At 71.2% G+C, this 22189-nt stretch carries 24 protein-coding genes and 4 tRNA genes; 8 read left to right on the top strand and 20 right to left on the bottom strand.

Features of this window, described 5'->3' with window-relative positions; all coding sequences use genetic code 11:
• On the bottom strand, nucleotides 1-838 hold an 838-nt coding region (locus tag VGN18_RS19865; RefSeq protein WP_327541462.1), incomplete at its 3' end, for a CHASE3 domain-containing protein.
• Between the two features lie 59 nt (nucleotides 839-897).
• Nucleotides 898-2082 carry a fused response regulator/phosphatase gene (locus VGN18_RS19860; RefSeq protein WP_327541461.1) on the bottom strand — a complete coding sequence of 395 codons (1185 nt, stop codon included), beginning with the start codon at nucleotides 2080-2082 and terminating at the stop codon, nucleotides 898-900.
• Between the two features lie 161 nt (nucleotides 2083-2243).
• Here VGN18_RS19860 and VGN18_RS19855 point away from each other — a divergent pair, with 161 nt between their 5' ends.
• A complete protein-coding gene (locus VGN18_RS19855; protein ID WP_327541460.1) occupies nucleotides 2244-2807 on the top strand; it encodes a YceI family protein in 564 nt (187 codons plus the stop codon).
• Nucleotides 2808-2968: 161 nt separating this feature from the next.
• Nucleotides 2969-3787, top strand: coding sequence for a DUF1206 domain-containing protein (locus VGN18_RS19850; protein WP_327541459.1), 819 nt, complete (start codon nucleotides 2969-2971; stop codon nucleotides 3785-3787).
• 9 nt (nucleotides 3788-3796) lie between these two features.
• Here the strand turns inward: VGN18_RS19850 and VGN18_RS19845 are convergent, their stop codons facing one another.
• The 6 genes from VGN18_RS19845 to VGN18_RS19820 all read right to left on the bottom strand — a co-directional run bounded on the left by VGN18_RS19845 (nucleotide 3797) and on the right by VGN18_RS19820 (nucleotide 6545).
• On the bottom strand, nucleotides 3797-4594 hold the full coding sequence (locus tag VGN18_RS19845) for a polysaccharide deacetylase family protein (RefSeq protein WP_327541458.1): 798 nt from the start codon (nucleotides 4592-4594) through the stop codon (nucleotides 3797-3799).
• 130 nt (nucleotides 4595-4724) lie between these two features.
• A complete protein-coding gene (locus VGN18_RS19840; protein ID WP_327541457.1) occupies nucleotides 4725-4988 on the bottom strand; it encodes a hypothetical protein in 264 nt (87 codons plus the stop codon).
• Nucleotides 4989-5013: 25 nt separating this feature from the next.
• Nucleotides 5014-5101, bottom strand: a tRNA-Ser gene (locus VGN18_RS19835).
• Between the two features lie 10 nt (nucleotides 5102-5111).
• Nucleotides 5112-5573 (bottom strand): tRNA adenosine(34) deaminase TadA, encoded by a 462-nt coding sequence (tadA, locus tag VGN18_RS19830; RefSeq protein ID WP_327541456.1) that lies wholly within the window; start codon nucleotides 5571-5573, stop codon nucleotides 5112-5114.
• Nucleotides 5570-6055, bottom strand: a complete 486-nt coding sequence (locus VGN18_RS19825; protein ID WP_327541455.1) for a tRNA adenosine deaminase-associated protein — start codon at nucleotides 6053-6055, stop codon at nucleotides 5570-5572. Before VGN18_RS19825 ends, tadA begins: the two co-directional genes overlap by 4 nt.
• Before the next feature lie 7 nt (nucleotides 6056-6062).
• A complete protein-coding gene (locus tag VGN18_RS19820; protein ID WP_327541454.1) occupies nucleotides 6063-6545 on the bottom strand; it encodes a tRNA adenosine deaminase-associated protein in 483 nt (160 codons plus the stop codon).
• Nucleotides 6546-6683: 138 nt separating this feature from the next.
• Here VGN18_RS19820 and VGN18_RS19815 point away from each other — a divergent pair, with 138 nt between their 5' ends.
• The 5 genes from VGN18_RS19815 (at nucleotide 6684) to VGN18_RS19795 (ending at nucleotide 8732) form a co-directional block, all read left to right on the top strand.
• Nucleotides 6684-7649, top strand: a complete 966-nt coding sequence (locus VGN18_RS19815) for a prephenate dehydrogenase (protein ID WP_327541453.1) — start codon at nucleotides 6684-6686, stop codon at nucleotides 7647-7649.
• An 86-nt stretch (nucleotides 7650-7735) separates the two neighbouring features.
• Nucleotides 7736-7808: transfer RNA gene (locus tag VGN18_RS19810), tRNA-Glu, on the top strand.
• A 46-nt stretch (nucleotides 7809-7854) separates the two neighbouring features.
• Nucleotides 7855-7931, top strand: a tRNA-Asp gene (locus tag VGN18_RS19805).
• Nucleotides 7932-7957: 26 nt separating this feature from the next.
• Nucleotides 7958-8593: a sirohydrochlorin chelatase gene (locus VGN18_RS19800; protein ID WP_327541452.1), complete on the top strand. Its 636-nt coding sequence runs from the start codon at nucleotides 7958-7960 to the stop codon at nucleotides 8591-8593.
• A gap of 65 nt (nucleotides 8594-8658) precedes the next feature.
• Nucleotides 8659-8732 (top strand) — tRNA-Phe (locus VGN18_RS19795).
• A 58-nt stretch (nucleotides 8733-8790) separates the two neighbouring features.
• On the opposite strand, the gene VGN18_RS19790 is transcribed toward VGN18_RS19795, so the two are convergent.
• From VGN18_RS19790 to VGN18_RS19765, 6 genes are all read right to left on the bottom strand, one after another.
• Complete coding sequence (locus VGN18_RS19790) at nucleotides 8791-9894, bottom strand: hypothetical protein (RefSeq protein WP_327541451.1); 1104 nt, start codon at nucleotides 9892-9894, stop codon at nucleotides 8791-8793.
• A 197-nt stretch (nucleotides 9895-10091) separates the two neighbouring features.
• Entirely contained in the window at nucleotides 10092-10505 is a 414-nt protein-coding gene (locus tag VGN18_RS19785; protein WP_327541450.1) for a cyclic nucleotide-binding domain-containing protein, read from the bottom strand.
• 74 nt (nucleotides 10506-10579) lie between these two features.
• Nucleotides 10580-12307: an MDR family MFS transporter gene (locus VGN18_RS19780; RefSeq protein ID WP_327541449.1), complete on the bottom strand. Its 1728-nt coding sequence runs from the start codon at nucleotides 12305-12307 to the stop codon at nucleotides 10580-10582.
• Nucleotides 12307-12825: a MarR family transcriptional regulator gene (locus VGN18_RS19775; RefSeq protein ID WP_327541448.1), complete on the bottom strand. Its 519-nt coding sequence runs from the start codon at nucleotides 12823-12825 to the stop codon at nucleotides 12307-12309. Before VGN18_RS19775 ends, VGN18_RS19780 begins: the two co-directional genes overlap by 1 nt.
• Nucleotides 12826-12907: 82 nt before the next feature.
• A complete protein-coding gene (locus VGN18_RS19770; RefSeq protein ID WP_349259973.1) occupies nucleotides 12908-14539 on the bottom strand; it encodes an AMP-binding protein in 1632 nt (543 codons plus the stop codon).
• Nucleotides 14540-14643: 104 nt separating this feature from the next.
• Complete coding sequence (locus VGN18_RS19765) at nucleotides 14644-14853, bottom strand: BldC family transcriptional regulator (RefSeq protein ID WP_327541446.1); 210 nt, start codon at nucleotides 14851-14853, stop codon at nucleotides 14644-14646.
• Nucleotides 14854-15173: 320 nt separating this feature from the next.
• On the opposite strand from VGN18_RS19765, the gene VGN18_RS19760 reads away from it, so the two are divergent.
• Nucleotides 15174-15362 (top strand): DUF3073 domain-containing protein, encoded by a 189-nt coding sequence (locus VGN18_RS19760; protein ID WP_327541445.1) that lies wholly within the window; start codon nucleotides 15174-15176, stop codon nucleotides 15360-15362.
• 108 nt (nucleotides 15363-15470) lie between these two features.
• Here VGN18_RS19760 and purM read toward each other — a convergent pair whose 3' ends face one another.
• The 6 genes from purM to purS are packed head-to-tail and all read right to left on the bottom strand — an operon-like array spanning nucleotide 15471 to nucleotide 22136.
• Nucleotides 15471-16565, bottom strand: a complete 1095-nt coding sequence (gene purM, locus VGN18_RS19755) for a phosphoribosylformylglycinamidine cyclo-ligase (protein WP_327541444.1) — start codon at nucleotides 16563-16565, stop codon at nucleotides 15471-15473.
• Nucleotides 16566-16580: 15 nt separating this feature from the next.
• The gene (gene purF, locus VGN18_RS19750; protein ID WP_327541443.1) at nucleotides 16581-18104 is read right to left on the bottom strand and encodes an amidophosphoribosyltransferase; all 1524 of its coding nucleotides are present in this window, start codon (nucleotides 18102-18104) and stop codon (nucleotides 16581-16583) included.
• A 60-nt stretch (nucleotides 18105-18164) separates the two neighbouring features.
• On the bottom strand, nucleotides 18165-18941 hold the full coding sequence (locus VGN18_RS19745) for a sterol carrier family protein (RefSeq protein WP_327541442.1): 777 nt from the start codon (nucleotides 18939-18941) through the stop codon (nucleotides 18165-18167).
• Complete coding sequence (gene purL, locus VGN18_RS19740; protein ID WP_327541441.1) at nucleotides 18938-21202, bottom strand: phosphoribosylformylglycinamidine synthase subunit PurL; 2265 nt, start codon at nucleotides 21200-21202, stop codon at nucleotides 18938-18940. The genes VGN18_RS19745 and purL overlap by 4 nt, the downstream gene beginning before the upstream one ends.
• Nucleotides 21199-21870 carry a phosphoribosylformylglycinamidine synthase subunit PurQ gene (gene purQ / locus VGN18_RS19735; protein ID WP_327541440.1) on the bottom strand — a complete coding sequence of 224 codons (672 nt, stop codon included), beginning with the start codon at nucleotides 21868-21870 and terminating at the stop codon, nucleotides 21199-21201. Before purQ ends, purL begins: the two co-directional genes overlap by 4 nt.
• On the bottom strand, nucleotides 21870-22136 hold the full coding sequence (purS, locus tag VGN18_RS19730) for a phosphoribosylformylglycinamidine synthase subunit PurS (protein ID WP_327541439.1): 267 nt from the start codon (nucleotides 22134-22136) through the stop codon (nucleotides 21870-21872). Before purS ends, purQ begins: the two co-directional genes overlap by 1 nt.
• Nucleotides 22137-22189 lie beyond the last annotated feature (53 nt).

Here is a 22189-nt window from a genome sequence, read left to right as displayed (position 1 = left end):
CGACGTAGGCGAACTGCTCGAGATCGGCGTTGGAACGCGCGAGGTCCTCACCGCGCTCGGCCAGGACCGCGCGCGCCGCCTCCACCCGAGCCAGCTCGCTGGCGATCTGCTCGCGCATGGTGTCGACGTCGCGGCCGAGCTCGGCGATCTCCGCCGGCCCGGTGGCCACGATGCGCTTGTCGATGGCACCGCCGGCAACCTCGCGCGCCTGCCGGGCGAGGTCCTCGACCGGGCCGAGAACGGTCCTGCGCAGGGCGCGCCACACGACCACGCCGGCCAGGAGCACCAACAGCGCGGACACGATGAACGCGGCCACCACGATTCGGATGGACGTGACGCGGTCGCGCTTGGCCTGGTCGCGGACGGCGCCGATCTTGGCAGTCAGGGCCGACGCCGCCACCCGGATCCGGTCGAAGGCGGCCTTCGCCCGGTCCGAGGACGCCGCCTCGCCGACGGACGGATCGTGGGCGCGCACGCGGGCGATGAACGGTGTGGCGATGGAGGAGCGCCAGGCGCGGGTCGCCGTGCGGAACTCGGTGAACGCGGTCTGCAGGTCGCCACGTCCGCTGATCAACCGTGACAGCGCCTTTTCGTGACGGACCTCGGCGGCAAGGTAATCGCGGTAGGGCTGCAGGAAGGAGTCGCGGTGGCCCAGGGCGTAGCCGCGAACGCCGGTTTCCTGATTGACCACGTCCGCGAGCAGACTCTCGCTCAGGCTGTACGCGGGCTCCCAGCGGTTGATCACGTCGTTGCCCTTGGCGCTGAAATCGACGAGCGCGCCGATCACGGCGGTGACCATCAGCAGGAGCAGGACCAGTAGCACCAGCGATGCGCGCACGGCGCGCTGCCGCAGCGGCCGACCGGCCGTGCCCGTCCGACGACTCGGGACGACTCGGCTCACCGCGACGAGCGGGGACGGACGGTGAGCACCACGACGGCCGTGTCGTCGAGGGAGCGTTCGGGTGCGCTGCCGACGATCGACGGAATCCACGACGCGATCGAGCGGCCGGTGGCCACCGCATCGCTGGTCGCGTCGAGCAGTTCCTCCACACCGAGGCTGGAGCGATTGGCCGGCACCCGGTAGGCGTCGAGCAGCCCGTCGGTGTAGAGGATCAGCGAGGCCTCGGCGGACAGCAACGTGTGCGTGACCGGCCAGCCGCCGCTGTCGGGCCAGCGGCGGGCCGCACCGCTGAGACCCTCGACGCCGAGCGGTGGCCCGACCTCGGGCTCGAGGTAGGCGGCCCGGCCCGAGGCGCACAGCAGCGGCGCGGGGTGGCCGGCGACCCGCAGCGTGACGCGCAGGTCGGGGTCGATGGTGATGTCGCAGGCTGTGACGAACCGGCCGCCGCTGCCGCTCTCGGCCGACAGCAGCCGAGACAGCGAGCTCAGGATGGTCTCCTCGGCGACACCGGCGAGGACGAGCGTGCGCCAGGCGACGCGCAGGTGCACGCCGAGTGCGGCCTCGTCGGGGCCATGCCCCATGACGTCGCCGATCACGGCACGCACACGCCCGTCCGGCGTCTGCACGACATCGAAGAAGTCCCCGCCGAGCACGGCGAGGTTGCGGCCCGGCTGGTAGTAGGTGGCGCAGTCGATGAGGTCGTCGCGCAGCAGCGGCTTGGGCAGCAGCCCCCGCTCGAGCCGGCCGTTCTCGGCCGAGAGCATCTGCTCCTCGCGCAGGGCCAGCTCGGTGGCCTGCGCGCGGCTGCGTTCGACGGCGTAGCGGATCGAGCGGTCGAGCAGTTCCGGGGTGATGTCGTCCTTGACGAGGTAGTCCTGGGCGCCGGCCGCGACCGCCTCGACGCCGGTGCGGTCGTTGCGGCCCGTCAGCACGATCACGGGCGTCGCGACGGCCTCGGACACCAGCCGGTACAGCGCGCCGAGACCCTCGGCGTCAGGCAGCCCCAGGTCGAGCAGTACGCAGCCGGGAGCCTCGGCGAGTGCGGTGATTCCGTCGGCCAGGGTGCGCTGCCACAGCACGTCTGACTCGGGGAAGCCCGCCTCGATCAGGCACTCCCGGACCAGCATCGCGTCGCCCTCGTCGTCCTCGACGAGCAGCACGCGCGACAGGAGGTCACTCACCGTGCCCTCCTCGATGGCTGCGGGGTGCGATCCAGCGCACCTTACCGGTCCGGCGTAGCCGACCCCGCGAACGCCAAGTTGTTGACACATCACAAACCTCGGTCTATGGTGTTGATTGAAAGGTCAACCAACCAGCAGTCCCGAGGAAGAGGCACCACGCGATGACCACCACCACCTCCACCGAGTTCAGCACCCTCACCGGCACCTACACGCTCGACCCGTCCCACAGTCGGGTCGGCTTCGTCGCCCGCCACGCGATGGTGACGAAGGTGCGCGGCTCGTTCAACGAGTTCGACGGCACCGCGACCATTGACGGCGCGAACCCGAGCAACTCGGCCGTCCAGGTCACGATCCAGGTCGCCAGCATCGACACGCGCAACCAGCAGCGCGACGACCACCTGCGCACCAACGACTTCCTCGACGCCGAGAAGTACCCGACCATCACCTTCGCCTCGACCTCGATCAGCCACGACGGCGGCAACGACTTCGAGGTCACCGGCGACCTGACGATCCGCGGCGTCACCAAGTCCGTGACCCTGCCGCTGGAGTTCCAGGGCTCCGCGACCGACCCGTTCGGCAACGCCCGCGTCGGCTTCGAGGGCTCGCTGGTCATCAACCGCAAGGACTGGGGCGTGACCTGGAACGCCGCGCTCGAGGCCGGCGGGGTGCTGGTGAGCGAGAAGATCACCCTCGAGTTCGAGATCTCGGCCATCAAGTCGGCCTGACGCCTGCGCACTTCGCCCAGTCGTCGCATTCGGCCCGCGCCTTCGCCCGAAGGCGCGGGCCTTCTGCGTCCCACGGGTATTCGATCTTGATCATTGGGCACGCTGGCCGTCAGACGCCGGGGGGCTCCACACACCGCCGGCCCGACCACCGGAGTCACACCATGACTGCTGGAACTTCACTTGCGTCCTCGGCCCGGCACGCCTCCCGCGGCGATGCCATGGCCGGCCTCGCCCGCTTCGGTCTCGCCTCCCGGGCCTTCGTCTACCTCGTGATCGGCTGGCTCGCCTTCCAGATCGCCCTCGGCCATCACTCCCAGCAGGCGAACCAGCGCGGCGCCCTCGCCGAGATCGCCTCGAACACCGGCGGCACGGTGCTGCTCTGGCTGCTGGCCGTCGGATTCGCCGCCTACGCGATCTGGCGCCTCAGCGAGGCCGCGTTCGGTACGGCGGCCGAGGGCAACGAGAAGGGCCCCCGCGCGCAGTCCGCGATCCGCGGCGTCATCTACGCCGCCCTGTCCGTCTCGACGTTCGCCTTCATCGCCGGGTCGTCGCAGAAGGGGCAGTCGCAGCAGCAGGCCAGTACGACGGCGAAGGTCATGAAGCACGACTTCGGACGCTGGCTGGTCGGCATCGTCGGCATCGTCGTCGTGATCGTCGGCGTCGCGATGATCGTCGAGGGCGTCAAGAAGAAGTTCCTCAAGCAACTGCGCACCGGCGAGATGTCGCCCACCCAGAGCAAGGTCGTGACCCGCCTCGGCATGGTCGGCACCGTCGCCCGCGGCATCGTGTTCGCGATGGCCGGCGTCCTGGTCGTCATCGCTGCCGTGCAGTACGACCCCAACAAGTCGACCGGCCTGGACGGCGCCCTGCGCACCTTCGCCCAGGCCCCGGCCGGCCCCTGGATCCTCGGCGCGCTTGCCGTCGGCCTCATTGCCTTCGGCGTGTACGGCTTCGCGATGGCCCGCTGGGCCAAGACCTGACCGGTCGCCTCACTGCCTCGCGGCCGGGAGGGTGACGAAGTGGAGGCCCCGGCGCAGCAGCGCCGGGATCACGGTCTGCAGGGCCCGGTAGGTCTCGGTCCGGTCACCCCCGCCGTCGTGGCACAGCAGGATGTTGCCGGGTCGGGCCCGACCCAGCGCGGCCTCGATCGCCCCGGTCCCGGGCCGCGCCCAATCGCGCGGGTCGACGTCCCAGCCGAGCGGCATCATGTGCTGCGCGGCCAGTTCGTCGAACACTCGTGGGCCCCAGACACCGCCGGGCGCACGGAATTGCGCCGGCAGGTGACCGGTCGCCTCGTGCACCACCTCGTTGGTGCGGGCGATCTCGCGGTGGACGACATCGGGTGAGCGGTAGGCCAGCTGCTCGTCGTGCGTCCACGTGTGGTTCGCGATGACATGGCCCTCGGCCGCAACGGCCCGGACCAGGCTCCGGTTCGGTCGCACCTGTTGCCCGATCACGCAGAAGGTCGCGGTGACGCGGTGGCGCGCCAGCAGCCGCAGGTATCGGGGCGTCCACTCCGGGCTGGGCCCGTCGTCGATCGTGAGCATGATCGAGCGGGCCGGGAATCGCGCCGCGCGGTCGCGCCGGAGGAAGTCCTCGAGGTCGCGCACGGGCGCGTGCCACCGCTCGGACCACGGCGGCAGCCGGCGACCGGTCGCGCGGTTCGCGGCGACGCCCGCGGCGGCGGCCGCGTTCATGGTGGACAGCGCTGTCCCGGCGATCACCCCACCGATGCTGAGCAGGACCGCGCGGCGCGCGACATCTCCACCACTGGCTGCTGGGCTCATCGACGGTCACCTTCACAGGATGCGATCTTGCGTACATCCCATAGATCGGATCGACCGGGCGACAGTTGCAGCCGGACGGTCACGACTCGATGACGATCGGGCCGGGGCCCGACGTCGACCGGGCGGCGGCTCAGACGATGATGCGACCCACCGGATCGTTCTCCGTGATCGGATATTCGGCGGCGGCTCGACGGGTCTCGATACGCGCTCGGCGGACGAAGGAGATGACCCGCTCCCCGGCGTAGAACGCAACCAGGGCGGCGCCCGCCAGAACGATCCCCATGACTGCCTCCAGAACGCGCATCGGCGAGATCCACCATGGTGGCACCCGGCGCGCCGCAGCGCCATCGCCAAGCTGCGGACATCCGGCCGTAACGACGTCGAGGGCGAGCACGGGTGCTCGCCCTCGACCATCTCGTTGGCGGTGGCGGTGGGATTCGAACCCACGGTGGTTTTACCCACACACGCTTTCGAGGCGTGCTCCTTTGGCCGCTCGGACACGCCACCGCCGAGAAGGTTACCAGCGGCGTTCGGCGAAGAATTCACGCAGCAGGGCGGCCGACTCGTCCTCACGCACGCCGGCCACGACCTCGGGACGGTGGTTCAGCCGGCGGTCGCGCACCACGTCCCACAGCGAGCCCACGGCGCCGGCCTTCGGGTCCCACGCGCCGAACACGAGGCGTGCGACGCGGGCCAGCACGAGGGCGCCGGCGCACATCGTGCACGGCTCGAGGGTGACGACGAGGGTGGCGCCGGCAAGCTGCCACGAGCCGAGCGCCTCCCCCGCCCGGCGCAGGGCGACGACCTCGGCGTGAGCGGTCGGGTCGTGCCCGCTTTCGCGCTCGTTGTGGGCGGCCGCGAGGATCGTGCCGTCGGCCGACAGCACCACTGCCCCGACCGGGATCTCGCCGGCCTCGCCCGCGCGACGTGCCTCGGCCAGCGCCGCATCCATCGCCGCGGCGTCGTCGGCCCGGGTCACCCGCGCAGTTCTTCGAAGACCTCGCCGCAGCCGGCCTTCTCGCAGACGGCGAGCAGCAGGTCGACCGGCAGCGTGCCCTCGTGCTCGCACATGGCGATCAGCTCGACGGCCGGCGTGCCGATGTCCTCGACGACGTCGGCCTCGCCGAACGGCGCGCTGTCGTGGGCGGGCGGCGCGTCCTCGTCGTCCTCGAGGTCGTCGCCGCCGACCTCGGCGAGCTCCTCCGCGACCACGGCCGCCATCGGGTACTCGTCGGCGGCGTGCCCGTCGGAGAGGAACGCGCGCGGCTCGTCCTCGCCGTCGTCGAGCCGCACGATCGCGGCGTACTCGTCGTCCTGCTCGATGAGCAGCAGCCGCACGTCTCCGGCGACATCGCGCAGCACGTCACCGAGGTCATCGAGGGACTCGCATCCTTCGAGGCTCGCCTCCTCGCCCTTCCAGCGGTCACCGCTTCGCATCAGCACGGCCGCGAAGTAGGACATGGGGGTTTCACCTCACCCAGGCTGCGTCGATCGCCCGACTGTAGGAGTCGGTCAGCTCCAGACGTTCGATGATCGCGTCGAGCATCTCCTCCGGCAGGAGGTCCATGTCGTCGAGGATGTCTTCCATCTCCTCGTCGCCCAGGCCGAGATCGGCGAACAGCTCGAGGTCACCGATGGGCCACACCTCGTCGAGCTCGTCGTCGTCCGGCGGATCCTCACCGAGGCGCGTCATCGCCTGCTCGGCGAGTGGGAACTCGACGACGGCGGTCAGGTCGGAGAGCAGCAGAGAGATCCGTGGACCGTCCTGCCGGGCGATGACGAAGAACTCGTCCTCGACGCACGCGACGACGAACGGGCCGCCCTCGGGCGGCTGCGAGCGGAGCGCCGACAGCAGCACGCCGAGGTCGTCGAGGACGGTCGGCGGAAGGGGCTCCACACGCCAGAGCGGTCCCTCGCGGAATGCCGCGACCGCGAACCCTTGCTGAGCCATCGGTCCCACCACCTTCCCGGAGGCGAACGTTCCGCCGTGTGGCGGGTCTCGATCCTGGCACGGAATTCCCGGAGCCCGAAACCCGTCGCCACGATGGCGATACCGTCGCGCGGTGAACGAATCCTCAGGAACGTCGACGTGACGGCCGGATTCCACCGCATCGCGGTCCTCGGCCTCGGTCTCATCGGCGGTTCCCTCGTCCAGGCGGTGCGTCAGGCCGGCATCGACGTTGTGGGCTACGACACCGACCCGGCGACGGCCGCGGCCGCCAGCGCCTCCGGCTTCCCCGTGGCCCCGACCGATGCGGCCGCGGTGCACGGCGCCGACCTCGTCGTCCTCGCGATGCCGCTGCCCGAGGTCGCGCGAGCCCTGCAGTCGCTGGCCCCCAACCTCGGGTCGAACACGATCGTCACCGATGTCGGGACGTTGAAGCGGCCCGTCCTCGAGGCCGTGCGCACCCACGCGCCGCACGCCGTCTTCGTCGGCGGCCACCCGCTGGCCGGCGTCGAGGACACCGGCTGGGGTGCGGCCGATCCGTTGCTCTTCCGCGACTCCCCCTGGGCCCTCATCGTCGAGCCGGAGACGTCCATCGAGGCGTGGCTGAAGCTGGCCGGGCTCGTCTGCGACCTCGGCGCCAAACCGGTGCCCACCACGGCCGCCGACCAGGACGCCGCGGTGGCCCGGGTCATCGGGCTACCGCATGTGCTCGCCGGCGCGCTGGCCGTCACCGGGCTGGCCGGCGGCCCGCTGGGGCTCTCGCTCGCGGCCGGGTCGTACATGTCCGGCTCCCGCGTGGCCCGCACCCGTCCCGAGCTGGTGACGACGTGGTGCGACGACAACCCCGCGCTGGTGGCCGCACTCGACGACGCGATCGCGCATCTGACCTCGGCCCGCACCGCGCTGGCCGCCGGGAGCTCGGTCTACCCGCTCGCGGCCGAGGGGCACGACGCCCGCATCAACTGGGAGCACCGCCGCTTCGAGCCGGTCGAGCTCTCGGCGTCGACCGCCGAGCTCGTCGCCCACGGCGAGACCGGCGGTTGGGTCACGGCCGTCCTGCGCGACGACGACGGGGTGCGGCTGCTCGGGATGCGGCCGGTCGGCTGACGTTCCGCGGCCGGGGTGCTTTGGAACTGGTCGAGGACGTCCCCTATGCTGGTGACGTCCACCAGCGGGGCTAGCATGATGCGGTTGCCCTCATCGTCTAGAGGCCCAGGACGCCGCCCTTTCAAGGCGGTAGCACGGGTTCGAATCCCGTTGGGGGCACGAAGCAAGAAGCCTGACCGAGTTCTCGCGGACGACGTCGGGTCGAGGCCCAGTAGCGCAGCTGGTTAGCGTGCCGCCCTGTCACGGCGGAGGTCGCGGGTTCAAGTCCCGTCTGGGTCGCCATGCATCACATCGCGCCGCGTCTTCTCGTGGTCGCCCACGGAACCGCATCCCCGGCCGGCTCGGCCACCACCGCTCGTCTCGTGGCCGCCGTCGCCGCGGCCCGACCCGCCGTCCCGGTCGAGCTCTGCTTCCTCGACGTCGTCGATCCGCGGCTGGCCGCCGCCCTCGCCGGCTCCGACGAGCCGACGATCGTCGTGCCGCTGCTCCTGTCGACCGGGTACCACGTGCAGACCGACATCCCCGCCGCTGCCGCCCCGCATCCGAACGTGCGCGTCGCCCGTCATCTCGGCCCGCACCCGCTGCTCGTCGACGCGGTGCTCGACCGGATGCCCAGGGCCGAAGGCATCGCCTCCACCGCTCTCGTCGGCGCCGGCTCGACCCGTTCCGGCGCGACCACCGAGCTGGCCGCCACCGGCGAGTTGCTGGCCGAGCGGGTGGGGCACCCGGTTACCGTGCTGACCATGGCCGACGACCTGCGCACCGCCCTCGAGCAGCTCCCCGCACCGCGCCAGGTGGCCACCTACCTGCTGGCCGACGGGCAGTTCGTCACCACGCTGCACACGGCCGCTGCCGGCCTCGCCCTGGTCGGAGAACCCATCGGCGTGCACCCCAAGCTCGTCGAACTGGTGTGGACCCGCTACGACGAGGTGCTCGCCGGCTGACGTCGTCCGAGCATCGCCGCCGGGTCCGGTAGAGTTCCACGGGTTCGCGCCGCGGCGCGAGGCACGGCCAGGTAGCTCAGTTGGTACGAGCGACCGCCTGAAAAGCGGTAGGTCGGCGGTTCGACCCCGCCCCTGGCCACCGACGCCCCGGGCTCGATCGGATCGCACCGATCGGCCCGGGGCGCTGCCGTGTCCGGTCAGTTCGTCCAGACCGTCGCGTGGGCGTTCCCGTCGGCGGTGTCGGCGCTCCCGCCGACCAACCCCCGGGCGTCGATCGCCACCGCGTCGCTGGTCGGGCCGCCGAGCGTGCCGAGGTCCTGCAGCCCGCCGCGCGGGCTCCACCGCACGGCGTGCCCGTCACTCACCCCGACCACCGTGCCGCGGTCGTCGAGCGCCGCAGCGCGGCTCGATCCGCCGGCCAGCGTGCCGAGGTCCTGCAGCCCGCTCGTGGGGGTCCAGCGGAACGCGTGCCGGCCGCTGTACCCGACGACCTCCCCGGCCGAGTTCAGGTCCGTCGCCGCACCGATGAACCCGCCCGCCAGCGCGCCGAGATCGCGCAGCCGGTCACCCGGGGTCCACCGGAAGGGATGTACGACGTCGGCGTCGGAGATGGCGAGTGCCCCGGCCACCTGGCCCCGCGCGTTGATGACGCCGCCGAAGCTGCCCTGCCCCGCGGCGACCCCGAGGTCGCGCATCCCCTGGCCCGCCGTCCAGCGAAAGGCATGGCTGCTGCCGTCGGCCGCCGAGGCCGTGCCGGCGATCTGGCCGAAGTCGTTGAGCGCGGTCGCGCTGCTGCCCGGGCCGCCCAGCGTGCCGAGGTCACGCAGCCCGCTCGACGGGCCCCAGCGGAAGGCGTGGGCAAAGCCGGCGGGCGTGTCGGCCGAGCCGACGATCACCCCGAGGTCGTTGACCGCGGCCGCCGCGCTGGTGTCGCCCCCGAGCGTGCCGAGGTCCCGCATGCCCGTCGCCGCGGTCCAGCGGAACGCGTGGCTGACGCCGCTCGCGGTGAAGGACTGGCCGACGACCACGCCGAAGGCGTTGATCGCGGTGGCGGCGCTGGTGCCACCGCCGAGCGAGCCGAGATCCTGCATGCCGCCCGCGCGGGTCCAGCGGAAGGCGTGGAACTGTCCGGACGCGGTCTGCGCCTGGCCGACCACCCCGCCCCGGCTGTTCATGGCGGTCACCCGGCTGGTCGCGCCGCCCAGCGTGCCGAGATCGTGCGCGACCGGTGCGGCCGCGCGCGCCGACGTCGGCGCGATGATCCCGATCGAGGTGGCGACCAGGAGAGTCGCCCCCAGCACTCCCCGCCGACCTGCCCTGTGTGCTGCGCGCATGACGTGGACCCCCGCCCCCGGGGCAGCCGGGTCAGAGGTTGCCCCCCGGCTACCGAACGTGCGGCGCCGACGAGGTCGCGGCACCGCGCGACGATCCTCGCATCCGAGGCGCCTTCGTGGGGGAATTCGTCCGATTTCGCTCCGAGGCGATCCGGACGGGTAAATCAGCCGGCGGCGCTGTGCGCGTCGTACACCGCCTTGAACGCGTCGGCCAGCTTCGGGTGCGTCTTCAGGACGTCGCGCAGCTTGTCGTTCTCGATGCGCAGCCCGCTGACCCGGGTCGACGAGGTGACGGTCGCGCGGCGCTGGCCGCCGCTGAGCAGGGTCATCTCGCCGACGACGTCGCCCGCGGTGATCGTCGCGACCTGCTCGCGCTGGTGGAACACGCGCGCCTCGCCGTCGGTCAGCACGTAGCACGCGTCGGACGGCACGCCCTCCTGCACGAGCGGCCAGCCCGACGGCAACGCGAACGGGCCGCCGGCCTCGACGAGGGCGGCGACGTCCTCGCGTCCACAGTCCGCGAACGTCGCGTACCCACTCAGCTGAGCGACCAACTCACGCTTCTCGCCGTGCGCCATGTGCCACCTTCGTCCCGTCGTCACGCCGCTGCCCACCAGCGGCGTGGCCGTGCCCGAACACGTCTGAGGGAAGCCTAAGGGTGGTCGGGCGCGGGCGCACGGCGAACGGACGGGTCCTCGGCCTCGGCGTGCGGGGGCGAGACGTCGACGGGGACCGCTCGCTGCTCGGCGTTCGCCGCGGCCGCCCGGGCCGCCTGCTGACCGGACATCATCCGCAGCGGCACCTCCTTCATCGACGCCGACAGCACGATGGCCAGGACGAGGAGCAGCGACCCCACCAGGAACACCAGGTCCATCGCGTTGGAGAAGCCGACGAGGAAGGGATGCGCGATGGCGCGGTCGAGCGTGTGCAGGAAGGACGTGTCGTTCAGACTGGCCCCGCCGGTGATCGCCTTGAGCTGGTCCGGGTGCGCCGCGGCCGCCGCCTGGAAGGACGGCTGGGTGCGGGCCTTGGCGTACTCGGTCGCGATGTTGTTGCCGGCGCTGGAGAACAGGATCGACAGGAAGATCGCGGTGCCCAGCGAGCCACCGACCTGGCGGAAGAACGTCACGGCCGAGGTAGCGACGCCCATGTCCTTCGGGTCTACGGCGTTCTGCATGGCCAGCACGATCGTCTGCATGTTCATGCCGAGACCGAGGCCGAAGATCGCCATGTAGATGTCGGTGACCCAGAGCGCGCTGTCGGCGCCGATCCGGGTCATCAGCAGCAGGCCGACGACCATCATGACCGAACCGATGACGGGGAAGATCTTGTAGCGACCGGTGCGCGAGGTGATCTGGCCGGTCGTCAGCGATCCGACCATGAGCCCACCGATCAGCGGCAGCATCAGCAGGCCGGCCTTGGTCGGCGACGCTCCCTGCACGATCTGCAGGTAGAGCGGGACGCACGCGATGCCGCCGAACATGCCCATACCGACGACGATCGACTGCACCGAGCCGAGCGCGAACACGCTGTGCCGGAACAGGCGCAGCGGCAGCAACGCCTCGTCGCCCATGCGGCCCTCGATCCAGATGAAGGCCGCGATACCGAGGAGACCCAGGAAATAGCAGACGAACGCGCTGGCCGAGCCCCAGCCCCAGGTGCGGCCCTGCTCGGCGATGATCAGCAGCGGGACGAGGGCCACCACGAGGGCGGACGCGCCGGCCCAGTCGATGCGGTGGTCGCGCCGGTTGTGGTCGAGGTGCAGCACGCGGGTGACGACGAACAACGCGAAGATGCCGATCGGCACGTTGATGTAGAAGATCCAGCGCCAGCCGGTGATGCCGAAGATGCTGCTCTGGCCGGCGAGGAAGCCGCCGACGACCGGGCCGAGCACCGACGAGGTCGCGAAGACGGCCATGAAGTAGCCCTGGTAGCGGGCGCGCTCGCGCGGCGGGATGATGTCGCCGATGATCGCCAGCGCGAGCGGCATGATGCCGCCGGCGCCGATGCCCTGGAACGCCCGGAACGCGGCGAGCTGGTACATCGACTGGGCCAGCCCGCAGAGCATCGAACCCAGGATGAAGATCGTGATCGCCAACATGAAGAACGGCTTGCGCCCGTAGATGTCGGACAGCTTGCCGAACAGCGGCGTCGAGATCGTCGAGGTGATCAGGAACGCGGTGGTGACCCAGGCCTGGATCGACAGCCCGTGCAGGTCGTCACCGATCGTGCGGATGGCGGTCGAGACGACCGTCTGGTCGAGCGCGGCGAGGAACATGCCGAGCAGCAGCCCGGACAGGATCGTCATGATCTGCTTGTGCGACAGATCGCCCGATTCGGATGGTGCGGCCACGGGGTTGGCCGCGGTGGTGGACGACATCAGTTGGTACCTCCGGCAGGGACGGTTCGGGTCGCGATCCGTCCGGTGAGCCAATCGTGGTTGGCGTGTTCGTAGTCAGCGGTGAAGCGGTCGAGCATCGCGGCGAAGGTGCGCAGGTCGTCCTCGCTCCAGTCACCGAGCATGCCGGCGAAGAAGTCGAGGCGGATGCGGTCGTGATCGGCCAGCACGGCGTCGGCCTTGGGGGTGAGGACGAGCAGGCTGGCCCGGCCGTCATCCGGGTCGGCGCGGCGCTCGAGCAGGCCGTCCTTGACCAGGGCGGCCACCTGGCGGCTGACCGTCGACGGGTCGGAGTTCAGGTGGTCCGAGATCGCGCTCGCCCGCATCGGTCCCTCGCTGGACAGGCACTTCAGCAGGACGTGGGCCGACCACTCGACGTCGTGGGCCGCGGCCTGCAGCATCCGGGCCCGGGCCTTGCCGAAGGTGCGCATCAGCGCGACGAAGTTGTCGGCGACGGCGACAACCTCTTCGGCCGGCTCGGCGCCCAGCGTCTCGTTCATGGCGGATCCTTGTTGCTTGACACATACAACTAGTTGTTGTCGGCAAGCATCTACCCGGACGGGGTCGAAAAGCAAATGGGTTTCACGCCAGGTGGAGCAGGCGAACCGAGTCCTCGCGCATCTGCACCTTGCGCACCTTGCCGGTGACGGTCATCGGGAACTCGTCGACGCGATGGACGTAGCGCGGGATCTTGTAGTGGGCGAGCTTGCCCGAGCAGAACTCCCGCAGCGCCTCGGCGGTCAGCTCGTCGGCGCCGTCGCGCAGCCGCACCCAGGCCATCAGTTCCTCGCCGTACCTCTCGTCGGGCACGCCGATCACCTGGGCGTCGACGATGTCGGGGTGCGTGTAGAGGAACTCCTCGATCTCGCGCGGGTACACGTTCTCGCCCCCGCGGATGACCATGTCCTTGATGCGGCCGACGATGCTGAGGTAGCCCTCGGAGTCCATCACGGCGAGGTCGCCGGTGTGCATCCAGCCGTTGACGAGCACCTCGGCCGTCTTCTCCGGCTCGTCCCAGTAGCCGATCATCACCGAGTAGCCGCGGGTGCACAGCTCGCCCGGCTGACCTCGCTCGACCATGAGCCCGGTCTCGGGGTCGACGACCATGACCTCGAGGTAGGGGTGCACGCGCCCGACGGTGGCGGTGCGGCGGTCCAGCGAGTCGTCCTTGCGGGTCTGGGTCGACACCGGCGACGTCTCGGTCATGCCGTAGGCGATGGTGACGTCCTCCATGTTCATCTCGGTGATGACCCGCTTCATGACCTCGACCGGGCAGGGGGAGCCGGCCATGCAGCCGGTGCGCAGCGAGGAGAGGTCGTAGGTGGCGAAGTCGGGCAGCGCGAGTTCGGCGATGAACATCGTCGGGACGCCGTAGAGGGAGGTGCAGCGCTCCCGCTGCACCGCGTGCAGCGTGGCGGCCGGGTCGAATCCCGGGGCCGGGATGACGATGCAGGCCCCGTGGCTGGTCGAGGCGAGGTTGCCCATGACCATCCCGAAGCAGTGGTAGAAGGGCACCGGCACGCAGATGCGGTCCTGCTCGGTGTAACCCATCCCCTCCCCGACGAAGAAACCGTTGTTGAGGATGTTGTGATGGCTCAGCGTGGCGCCCTTCGGGAAGCCCGTGGTGCCCGAGGTGTACTGGATGTTGATCGGGTCGTCGAACGCGAGCATGCCGGAACGGGCGTCGACGTCCTCGCGACTGACGGACTCGCCGGCGGCCAGCAGGTCGTCCCAGGACTGTTCGCCGATGTAGACGACGCCGGCGAGCGCCTCGAGCTTCGGTGCGACCTCGTCGATCATCGCGCGGTAGTCGCTGGTCTTGAACGAGACGGCCGAGATCAGCGTGCCGATCGAGGCCTGGCGCAGCACGTACTCGACCTCGTGGGTGCGGTAGGCCGGGTTGATGTTGACCAGGATCGCGCCGATGCGCGCGGTCGCGTACTGGGCGAGGAACCACTCGACGCAGTTCGGGGCCCAGATGCCGACGCGATCACCCTTCGCGATGCCGCGGCCGAGCAGCCCGCGGGCGAGGCGATCGACCGCGCCGTCGAGCTCGGCGTAGGTGAACCGGCGATCGGAGGCGACATCGACCAGGGCCTCGCGCTCGGCGAAGCGGGCGACGGCCGCGCGCAGGTTGGCATCGATCGTCTGGCCGATCAGCGGCTTCGCCGCGGGGCCGTTGGCGTAGGACAGTTCAGCGCTCACCTGCGTCAGCCTAGGTAGTGCCGGTCACAACCGGGAGGGCGAAAACGGCGAACGCCGCGTCGAATCGCCGCAGCAGCGATTCGACGCGGCGTCAGTACCGCGTGTGTCTTGCGTCAGGACTCGACGGAAGCAGTGTTGCCGTCGAGAAGCGAGCGAACCTCGGACTCACGGTAGCGGCGGTGGCCGCCGAGCGTGCGGATCGAGGTGAGCTTGCCGGCCTTGGCCCAGCGCGTGACCGTCTTCGGGTCGACGCGGAAGAGCGTCGCGACCTCGGACGGGGTGAGCAGAGCTTCGGTCTCCGGACGATGGCGGACCGTTGTCATGTGGGTGCCACCCTTCTGGCGATTCATCACGAGGAGTCCTGTTCCACGTGAACACCGCTAAGTATGCATAACGTAAAGCGCGCCGCCCAGGGACGAAGGTCCAACTGTCCACTGTGTGCCATGCAGGAAGTCCCTGTCCCGAATTTTCGGGGGTTCAAATGGGACTTTCCCGGTCACTTTAGGACACTGTGCACCGGCGTGCGGCGGCACTTCTGCGCGAGGTACGCTGAGGAGACGACATGACAATTTCCCCGGCAAGGCCCGTCAACCCCTACTGACGGCCGTCAGCCGGATGAGCGCGCGAGCGAGGGGGTCGAGCCATGGGGCGCGGCCGTGCGAAAGCCAAGCAGCAAAAAGTGGCCCGAGAGCTGAAGTACAACACCCACTTCACGGATCTCGATGCCCTTCAGCGCGAGCTTGGGACTTCGGACTCTGGTGGGCACGGAATACCAGAGGACACCGGTGCTCGCGACGACGAGTGCGAGGACTGGACCGGCACCGAACGCTGACGCCGGGTCTGGCCACCCTCCGTCGCAGCTGATCACCCCGCGCGACGAGATGTCGGGTATGCGAAAACTGCTTTTTCATGCCGCTCGACCCGGCGACACCCTGGCACGCTAGCGCCAGGTCGACGCCGGACCCGCGTAGTCCCCGGAGAGCCGGACGGGCCCGGTGCGGCCGTCCGAGGTTCCTTCGTCCCTTGTTCCGGTGGCCTCGACGACCCCGAGCGGCCAGGCCGGCACATTGCGGGCGGTGAGCAGTGCGAGCGCGTCGTCGACCCGATCGGCCGGCACGATCGCCACCATGCCGACCCCGAGGTTGAAGGTCAGTTCCAGGTCGGCCCGCGCCACGGCGCCGGTGCGCTGGACGAGGTCGAAGATCGGCTGCGGGGCCCAGCTCGAGCGGTCGATGGTCGCGCCCGAGCCGTCGGGCAGCACGCGCGCGAGGTTGCCGGCGAGGCCGCCACCGGTGATGTGGGCGAAGGCGTGGGCGTCACACTCGGCGGCCAGGGCGAGGCAGTCCAGCGCGTAGATGCGGGTCGGGGTCAGCAGCTCGTCGCCGAGGGTGCGGCCCTCCAGCAGCTCCGGGGTGCCGTCCAGGGACAGCCCGCCCTGCTCGAGCAGGACGTGGCGGACGAGCGAGTACCCGTTGGAGTGCAGGCCGGACGAGCCCATCGCGATCAAGGCGTCGCCGACGACCACCCGCTCGGGGCCGAGGACGGCGTCGGCGTTGACGGCACCGACCCCGGTGCCGGAGATGTCGTACTCGTCGGCGGCCATGACGCCCGGGTGCTCGGCGGTCTCGCCCCCGACGAGGGCGCAACCGGCCTGGACGCACCCTTCGGCGATGCCCGACACGATGGCCGCGATCTTCTCGGGGACGACCTTGCCGGTGGCGATGTAGTCGGTGAGCAGCAGCGGCTCGGCGCCCACGACGACCAGGTCGTCGACGACCATCGCGACGAGGTCGATGCCGATGGTGTCGTGCCGGTCGAGCGCCTGGGCGATGACCAGCTTGGTGCCGACCCCGTCGGTCGAGCTGGCCAGCACCGGCTGCGGGTACTTGGCGAGGTCGAGCGCGAACAGACCGGCGAAACCGCCGAGGCCGCCGAGGGTCTCGGGGCGGTCGGTGCGCTTGACCGCCGCCTTCATCAATTCGACGGCGCGGTCACCCGCCTCGATGTCGACCCCGGCGTCGGCATAGGAGCTCATCGGTGTGCTTCTCCTTTACGGACGCGTCAGCGCGTCCTCGGCGGCGTAGGACGCCGCGTGCTCGGGCTCGCGGCCGACGCCGTTCACCGACTTCTCGATGCCCTCGAGCACGTGCTTGCCGACGACCTCGGGCAGCGCGATCGGGTACTCGCCGTCGAAGCACGCCCGGCAGAGGCGTGTCTTCGGCTGCTCGGTCGCGGCGATGAGGCCGTCGAGCGAGACGTAGCCGAGGGAGTCGGCGCCGATCGAGGCGCGGATGCCCTCGTCGTCGAGACCACTCGCCACGAGCTCAGCCTTGGACGCGAAATCGATGCCGTAGAAGCAGGGCCACTTGACCGGCGGCGCCGAGATGCGGACATGGACCTCGAGCGCACCGGCCTCGCGCAGCATGCGGACCAGCGCGCGCTGGGTGTTGCCGCGCACGATCGTGTCGTCGACGACGACGAGCCGCTTGCCGCGGATGACGTCGCGCAGCGGGTTGAGCTTGAGCCGGATGCCGAGCTGGCGGATGGTCTGCGACGGCTGGATGAAGGTGCGCCCGACGTAGGAGTTCTTGACCAGCCCGACGCCGTAGGGGATGCCGGATTCCTCGGCGTAGCCGATGGCGGCCGGGGTACCCGACTCGGGCACCGGGATCACGAGGTCGGCCTCGGCCGGGTGCTCGCGGGCCAGCCGGCGGCCGAGCTCGACGCGGGCGGAGTGCACGCTGCGTCCGGAGATCGTGGTGTCGGGGCGGGCCAGGTAGACGTACTCGAAGACGCAGCCCTTGGGCTTCGGCGGGGCGAAGCTCTGCGAGCGCAGGCCGTCCTCGTCGATGGCGATCAGCTCGCCCGGTTCGATCTCCCGGACGAAACTGGCGCCGACGATGTCGAGCGCCGCGGTCTCGGAGGTGACGACCCAACCGCGCTCGAGTCGCCCGAGCACCAGGGGTCGCACGCCCTGCGCGTCGCGGGCGGCGTAGAGCGTGTGCTCGTCCATGAACACGAGCGAGAACGCGCCGCGCAGCTTGGGCAGCACCAGCATCGACGCCTCCTCGACCGAGAGGTCGGGGTGCGCGGCGAGCAGCGCCGTCAGCAGTTCGGAGTCCGTGGTGGCGCCCATGCCGCTGCCGATGCCGGCGGCGCGGGCCTCGGCCGCGAGGTCGGCGGTGTTGACGAGGTTGCCGTTGTGGCCGAGCGCGAGACCGGTGCCGGCCGGGGTGGTGCGGAAGCTCGGCTGCGCGTTCTCCCACGTCGTCGAGCCGGTGGTCGAGTAACGGGTGTGCCCGACGGCGATGTGGCCCTGCAGGGTGGCGAGCGTGGCCTCGTCGAAGACCTGGGAGACCAGGCCGAGATCCTTGTAGACGACGAGCGAGCTGCCGTCGCTCACCGCGATGCCGGCCGCTTCCTGGCCGCGGTGCTGCAGCGCGAAGATGCCGAAGTAGGTGAGCTTGGCGACCTGCTCGCCGGGGGCCCAGACACCGAAGACCCCGCAGGCGTCCTGGGGCTTCCTGTCGTCGTCGAGGAACTCGTGCGTGAGCTTGCCATCGCGTCTCGCCACGCCTTCGAGTGTACGGGTGAGCGGGGCCACAGCCGGACGGGCCCACGGGCGCGCCGCGGCTTACGACAGCAGCGGCAGGTGGTCGGTGAGATCGGCTCGGTTGCCGCTGGCCCGCACCGCGCCGGCGGCGACCGCGGAGGCAAATGCGAGGCGCCCGGTCGCGAGCCGCAGCCAGGTGAGCGGATCGGTCTCGACGACGTTGGGCGGGGTGCCGCGGGTGTGCCGCGGGCCCTCGACCGCCTGCACCGCGACGAAGGGCGGCACCCGCAGTTCGACCGAACGGCCCGGCGCCTGCGCGGCCAGGATCTCGGCCAGCAGCCGGGTGGCTGCGGCGAGTGCGGCGCGGTGCAGCGGCGCCGGATCGCGATCGGGCAGCGAGCGGGACAGGTCGTCGCAGTGGACCACGAGATCGACGGTGCGGGTCAGCACCCAGTCGAGCGCGGTCAGCGTGCCCCGCGGCGCGGCGACCGGGGTGCGGTCGGCGACGCCGTCGGCCGCTGCGCGGCCGGCGAGGCTGTCGCGCAGGCGGGCCACGAGCTGGTGGGGCGTGGCGCCGGCGACGGCACCCGCCTCACGGGCGGCGATCTCGCCGGCGGCCGGCGCGTAGTTGCGCACGTACAGCGCGACCGGCGTGGACGGTGCGGGCGTGCGGGCCCGCAGCCCGTCGGCCAGGCGGTCGTGGAGCCCGGCCACGTGCGCGGCGAGGGTGCGGACGTCCCACCCGGGCAGCACCGACGGCGCGGCCCACTCGTCCGGGCGCAGCGCGGCGAGCCAGTCGGCGAGGGCGGAGCTCTGGGCGAGGAAGGCCTCGACCTCCGCCGCGAGCCGCCGGGTCACGGCTCGAAGCGGCGCCGGATCGTCGATCCCCAGACGTCGCGGAGCTCGCGCACGGGGATGCGGAACTGCCCGGCGACGTCGAGCACGGGGTCGAGGAGGTCGACCCGGCCGAGGCGCCGCAGCGGCACCCCGTGCGCGGCGGCGAGCTCGGCGAAACGCTCCTCGTGCCCGCGGGTGACGCTGACGATCGCGCGTCCGGAGGACTCGCTGAACAGGTGCACGAAGGGGTCCCCCTCGGGCAGCTCGATCCGCACGCCGACGTCGCCCCGCACGCAGGACTCGACGAGCGCCTGGGCCAGGCCGCCGTCGGACAGGTCGTGGGCCGAGTCGAGCAGCTCCTGCCCCGACGCCGCGATCAGCACCTCGGCCAGGGCCTTCTCGCGGGCGAAGTCGACCGCGGGCGGGCGACCGCCGAGGAAGCCGTGCGTGGCGTAGGCCCACTCGGAGCCGCCGAACTCGTCGTGGGTGTCGCCGAGCAGGTAGACGATCGCGCCGTCGCCGTGGAACGCGTGCCGCGTGCGGCGGGCGACGTCGTCGATGACGCCGAGCACGCCGATGACCGGCGTAGGCAGGATGGGGGTGTTGCCGGTCTGGTTGTAGAAGCTGACGTTGCCGCCGGTGACCGGCGTGCCGAGCTCCAGGCAGCCGTCGGCCAGACCGCGGACGGCCTCGGCGAACTGCCACATGACCGCAGGGTCCTCGGGCGAGCCGAAGTTCAGGCAGTCGGTGACCGCCAGCGGGCGGGCGCCGGTGCAGGCGACGTTGCGGTAGGCCTCGACGAGCGCGAGCTGCGCGCCGACGTACGGGTCGAGCCGGGTGTAGCGGCCGTTGCCGTCGGTGGCGAGGGCGAGACCGCGGTTCGTCGACTCGTCGATGCGGATCATGCCGGCGTCCTCGGGCTGGGCCAGCACCGTGTTGCCGAGCACGTAGCGGTCGTACTGGTCGGTGATCCAGCCCTTGTCGGCGAGGTTCGGCGCGCCGGCCAGGCGCAGCACGGTGGCCCGCAGCTCGTCGGCGTCGCGCGGCCGGGGCAGGCTGGCGCCGTCGTGCTCGACGAGCGCGTCCTGGTCGAGCGGCCGCTCGATGGGGCGCTCGTAGACCGGGCCGTCGTGGGCGGCCGTGCGCGGCGGCAGGTCGACGATCTGCTCGCCGTGCCAGCGCATGCGCAGCCGACCGCTGTCGGTGACCTCGCCGATGACGGTGGCGAGGACCTCCCACTTGGCGCAGACCGCGAGGAACTCGTCGAGCCGCTCGGGCGTGACGACCGCCATCATGCGTTCCTGCGACTCGCTCATCAGGATCTCTTCGGGCGTGAGCGTGGGGTCGCGCAGCGGGGCGAGATCGAGGTCGACGTCCATGCCGCCGGTGCCGGCCGCGGCCAGCTCGGTGGTGGCGCAGGACAACCCGGCCGCGCCGAGATCCTGGATGCCGACGACGAGGTCGGCCGCGAAGATCTCGAGGCAGCACTCGATGAGCACCTTCTCGGCGAAGGGGTCGCCGACCTGCACGCTCGGGCGCTTCGCCTGATGCGCGTCATCGAACGTGGCGCTCGCGAGTACCGAGGCGCCGCCGATGCCGTCGCCGCCGGTGCGCGCGCCGAAGAGCACGACCTTGTTGCCCGGGCCGTCGGCCTTGGCCAGCTTGATGCCGTCGGCCCGCATGACGCCGACGCTCAGCGCGTTGACCAGCGGGTTGCCGATGTAGGTCTCGTCGAAGACGACCTCGCCACCGATGTTGGGCAGGCCGAGGCAGTTGCCGTAGCCGCCGACGCCGGCGACGACGCCGGGCAGCACCCGACCGGTGTCGCGGGCGTCGAGCGGGCCGAAGCGCAGGCTGTCGAGGACGGCGACGGGGCGCGCCCCCATCGTCAGGATGTCGCGGACGATGCCACCGACGCCCGTCGCCGCGCCCTGGTGCGGCTCGACGTAGGACGGGTGGTTGTGCGACTCGATCTTGAACGTGACGGCCCAGCCGTCACCGACGTCGACCACGCCGGCGTTCTCGCCCATGCCGACCAGCAGCGCGTCGGTCTCTGGCTTCTTCTCACCGAACTGGCGCAGGTGCACCTTGGACGACTTGTACGAGCAGTGCTCGCTCCACATGACCGAGTAGATGGCGAGCTCGGAGCTGGTGGGGCGGCGGCCGAGGATCTCGCGCACGCGCGCGTACTCGTCGTCGGCCAGCCCCAGCTCCTTGAACGGCTGCGCCTGTTCCGGCGTCTCCTCGGCCCGGCCGACGGTGTCGACGTTCGCGCTGTTCACGCATTCACCCCGGCAAGCGAGAGGAAGAAGCCGAGCCCGTCGGTGCCGGGGCCGGTGAGGGCCTCGACCGCGTGCTCGGGGTGGGGCATGAGGCCGACGACGTTGCCGGCCTCGTTGGTGATGCCGGCGATGTCGCGGTAGCTGCCGTTCGGGTTGTCACCGACGTAGCGGGCGACGACCCGACCGTCGGCCTCGAGCTCGTCGAGGGTGGCCTTGTCGGCGACGTAGCCGCCCTCGCCGTTCTTCAGCGGGACGACGATCTCCTGGCGCTCGGAGTAGTGCGACGTCCAGGCCGTCGCGGTGTTCTCGATGCGCAGGCGCTGGTCACGGCAGACGAACTTGCGATGGTCGTTGCGGATCAGCGCGCCGGGCAGCAGGTGGGCCTCGCACAGCACCTGGAAGCCGTTGCAGATGCCGAGCACCGGCAGGCCGTCACGGGCCGCGGCGATGATCGACTCCATGACCGGCGAGAACCGGGCGATCGCGCCGCAGCGCAGGTAGTCGCCGTAGGAGAAGCCGCCGGGCAGGATCACCGCGTCGACCCCGTGCAGGTCCGGATCGGCGTGCCACAGGGCCACCGACTCGCCGCCGGCGATGCGCACGGCGCGGGCGGCGTCCCGGTCGTCGAGGCTGCCCGGGAAGGTGACGACACCGACGCGAGCGGGCACTACTGCTCCTCGCCCGCGGCGGGCGTTTCGGGCTCGGGGCGGGTGATCGTGAACGTCTCGATCACCGGGTTGGCCAGCAGTGTGTCGGCGAGGCGGGTCACCGCGGCGTCGTCGACGCTGTCGTCGACCTCGAGCTCGAAGTGCTTGCCCTGCCGCACCTCGCTCACCCCGTGGATGCCGAGGCGGCCGAGCGCCCCGACGATCGCCTGTCCCTGCGGATCGAGGATCTCGGGCTTGAGCACGACGTCGACGACCACGCGGGCCACGGGCAACTCCTTCAGGCGGGGGTGGTGCGAGCCTATCTCGTGGCCCGGCGGCC

Origin of the sequence: Jatrophihabitans sp. (assembly GCF_036000465.1) — a bacterium.
GTDB lineage: Bacteria > Actinomycetota > Actinomycetes > Mycobacteriales > Jatrophihabitantaceae > Jatrophihabitans.
Note: the sequence above shows the minus strand (reverse complement) of the source record. Positions and strands in the feature narration are given on the sequence as shown.